We start from the raw sequence: 3,315 nt of genomic DNA on the forward strand, positions 1-3,315 counted from the left end.
CTGCCGGGGGGCGGGGGCGGGCGCGCCGAGGTCGGCCGGGTCGAAGGCGTCTGCACCGTTGAACTCGGCTCGATTGACCCAGGCGCGGAACTCGGCCCACTGCGAGTAGACCGCCTGCGGGTCGGCCGGGAAGCGGCCGTCGCTGGTCTTCTCGACATCCACGGCGCCGCCGTCGGTCACGATGACGAGTCGGCCGGAGAGATTCGCAATCCGCATGGTGTGCACTCGATTCCAGTTGATGGTTGGATGTTCGGACCCGCGGATCAGCAGCGAGTGTCGGGATTCGGCCGGGTGGCGCGCTCGAGCTCGATCAGCACGGAGTGGTACGGGCGGCCGGTCGCGTGCTGCATGCCGATTTCACAGGTGCGGTTGGCCGACAGATGCGCATCGAACTCTCGCGCCGTCACCTCTTCCGCCTCGTGCCTGGTGGCCGACTCGGTCAACTCCTTGTGCAACATGCCCCGGTCGCCTGCGAACCCGCAGCACTCCGCGTAGACGGGAACGCGGACGTCGCGGGCGCACGCGGCCGCAACGGCGCGGAGGTCGTCGTCATCGCCCAGATGGCGCATCGAGCAGGTGGGATGCAGTACCGCGCTGTCGATCCGGTGGGTGATCACCAGGTTGGGCAACAGCTCCGTCGCGGCCCAGACAATCGAGTCAACGACGTTGAGAGCGGCGTGCTTTCGAAGGTTCTCGGGGGTCAGGTACGGCTGCACCTCGTGCGCGATGCCGAGGGTGCACGACGATGCGTCCACGACGAGCGGCAGGCGGCCGCGGTCGGTCCACTCCCACGCCCTCTCGACGATCCGGTTGGCCATCACCGCGTTGCCCTCGTCGTAGCCCTTGGAGTGCCAGATCGTCGCGCAGCAGGACCCGACGAGGTCCGGCGGAATCCACACCGGCCGTCCGGCCCTGCGTGACACCTCGACGATGGCCTCGGCCAGGTCCTCCCCGTCGGGGCCGGCGAAGATCCGGTTGACACACGCCACGTAGTACACGGCGGTGGCCCTGGCCCGGTCGGTAGACGGCAGCCGGCGGTTCGCCGGGCCGGGAATCTCGGGCAGCCATTCGGGGATCAGTTCGGGAGAGACCACCTCGCGCACCGCCGAGGTGACGTCCTCCAGCACCCGGTCACTGAGGTGGTCCGCGACGCCGAGGGCTGCTCGGATCGACCGCTCTGCGACGGCGAACGCCTTCGCGATGCGGGCCGCGTTGCGCTCCTCGCGGGCAGAGTGACGAAGGTGGCGGAACCCCTTCATCATCGCGCCGGTATCGATGCCGACCGGGCACGCGATCATGCAGGTCGAGTCGCCGGCACAGGTGTCGACCGCGTCGTGGCCGTAGGACTCCAGCAGCGCGTCGGTGACCGCCGAGTCCGCGGGCTGGCGCAGCATCTCACGGCGCAACACGATGCGCTGCCGCGGCGTGGTCGTCAGATCGCGGCTCGGGCAGACGGACTCGCAGAAACCGCACTCGATGCACGCATCGGCGACGGCCTCGATGGTCGGGATGGTCTTGAGACCCCGTAGATGAGCGCGGGGTTCGCGGTTGAGCACCACCCCGGGAGCGAGCACGCCATCGGGATCGAGGAGCTGCTTGACCCGCCACATCACCTCAGTGGCGCGGGAACCCCATTCCAGTTCCAGGAATGGCGTCATGTTGCGCCCGGTGGCGTGTTCGGCCTTCAGCGAACCATCGAAACGCGAGACGATCATGGCGCAGAATTCCTCCATGAACGCCGCATAGCGCGCGACGTCGCCGGGCCGGCCCGCGTCGAAGGCAAGCAAGAAGTGCAGGTTGCCGTATGCCGCGTGGCCGGCGACGGCGGCGTCGAAGCCGTATTTGCGCTGCAGTTCGCTCAGGGCCACGCAGGCGTCCGCCAACTGCGACGGCTGCACCGCGAAGTCCTCGGTGATCAGCGTCGTGCCCGTGGGACGCGCCTTGCCCACCGCCGTCATGAACGCTTGCCGGGCATGCCAATACATGTTGATCGTGCCGGCATCCTCGGTGAATCGGTTGGTGATCGAGGCGACCGGCGCCACCAGGGTCAGCTCGTCCCGAACCACCGCAGCGGCTTGCCGGTTGTCGCGGTGCGCATCGGCGTCCCCGGCGCGGAACTCGACCAGCAGCGCTGCCCCACCCGCCGGCATGTCCGCCCAATCAGCCGGGACCCCCGCCACGCTTGCGCAGGCGCGCAGTGTGTTGCCGTCCATCACCTCGATCGCGCGCGCCCCGGCATCGGCGAACAGCGGCACGGCCGCTGCGGCGTCGCGCAGCGTCGCGAAGACCAGCATCGCGGTATGGGTGAACCGGTCCAACGGGACCGTGTCGAACACCGTCTCGGCGATGAACCCCAGGGTGCCCTCCGAGGCGACCATCAGTCCGCGCAGGATCTGCACCGGGGTGGCGCCGTCCAGGAACGCGTCGAGCCGGTAACCGCTGGTGTTCTTGAGCCGGTACTTCTTGCGGATACGGGCGACGAGCTCGCTGTCGCGTTCGATCTCGTCCTTCAACGCGATCAGCCCGGCACAGAGCTCGGGTTCGGCCTGCCGGAGCCGATCGTCGGCGTGCGGATCGCCGGTGTCCACCACGGTGCCCGACGGCAGGACGAACGTGAGCGAGGACAGCAACTTGTAGGAGTTGCGCGTCACGCCCGCCGTCATCCCCGAGGCGTTGTTGGCCACCACGCCGCCGACCGTGCACACACTCGAACTGGCCGGATCGGGACCCATCAGGCGACCATGCCTGGCCAGCGTGATGTTGGCGTGCCCCACCGTCGTGCCCGGCTTGATCCTCGCCCGCGCACCCCCGTCGAGCACCTCCACGCCGGTCCAGTGTCGGCGCACGTCGACCAGGATGTCCTGGCCTCCCGACTGTCCGTTCAACGAGGTGCCGGCCGCGCGGAACACGATCTCCCGATCGTGCTCGCGGGCGTACCGCAGCACCGCGGCGACGTCGTCGGCCGTCTCGGCGATCACCACCACCTGCGGGACGAAGCGGTACGGACTGGCGTCCGAGGCATACCGCACCAGGTCGGAGAGCTTGTGCAACACCTTGCCTTCGCCCAGGAGACCGATGAGGTCTTCCCGGAGTTTCTCCGGCGTGCCCGCGGCACGGTCCTCGGCCACGCTGTCAATGGCCGGACCGCCGATGGCGGCTGGTCGCAGTGCTCCGGGCTTCGGGTCGAGAAGCGCCACATCAGCCTCCGCTGCTTAGGCGGGCGGCCTGGCCGCCGGCGGTCAGCGCAGCCACTTGTGCTGCACGCAGGGTTCGGGACACATGCATCTGAAGGGCTCCTTCTCTGGGGAGGCGTGC

The 3,315-nt window shown here is 69.0% G+C and carries 1 protein-coding gene and 1 pseudogene; both read right to left on the reverse strand.

The genetic code is table 11. The annotated features are described in order from the left end of the window. Nucleotides 1–216 (reverse strand): annotated as a pseudogene (locus QOI01_RS15875) (fumarylacetoacetate hydrolase family protein); the annotation flags it as partial. A 47-nt stretch (nucleotides 217–263) separates the two neighbouring features. Further along, nucleotides 264–3,197 (reverse strand): FAD-binding and (Fe-S)-binding domain-containing protein, encoded by a 2,934-nt coding sequence (locus tag QOI01_RS15880; RefSeq protein WP_526382495.1) that lies wholly within the window; start codon nucleotides 3,195–3,197, stop codon nucleotides 264–266. Between the last annotated feature and the right edge of the window lie 118 nt (nucleotides 3,198–3,315).

Source organism: Mycobacterium sp. (genome assembly GCF_032162605.1).
Lineage (GTDB): Bacteria > Actinomycetota > Actinomycetes > Mycobacteriales > Mycobacteriaceae > Mycobacterium.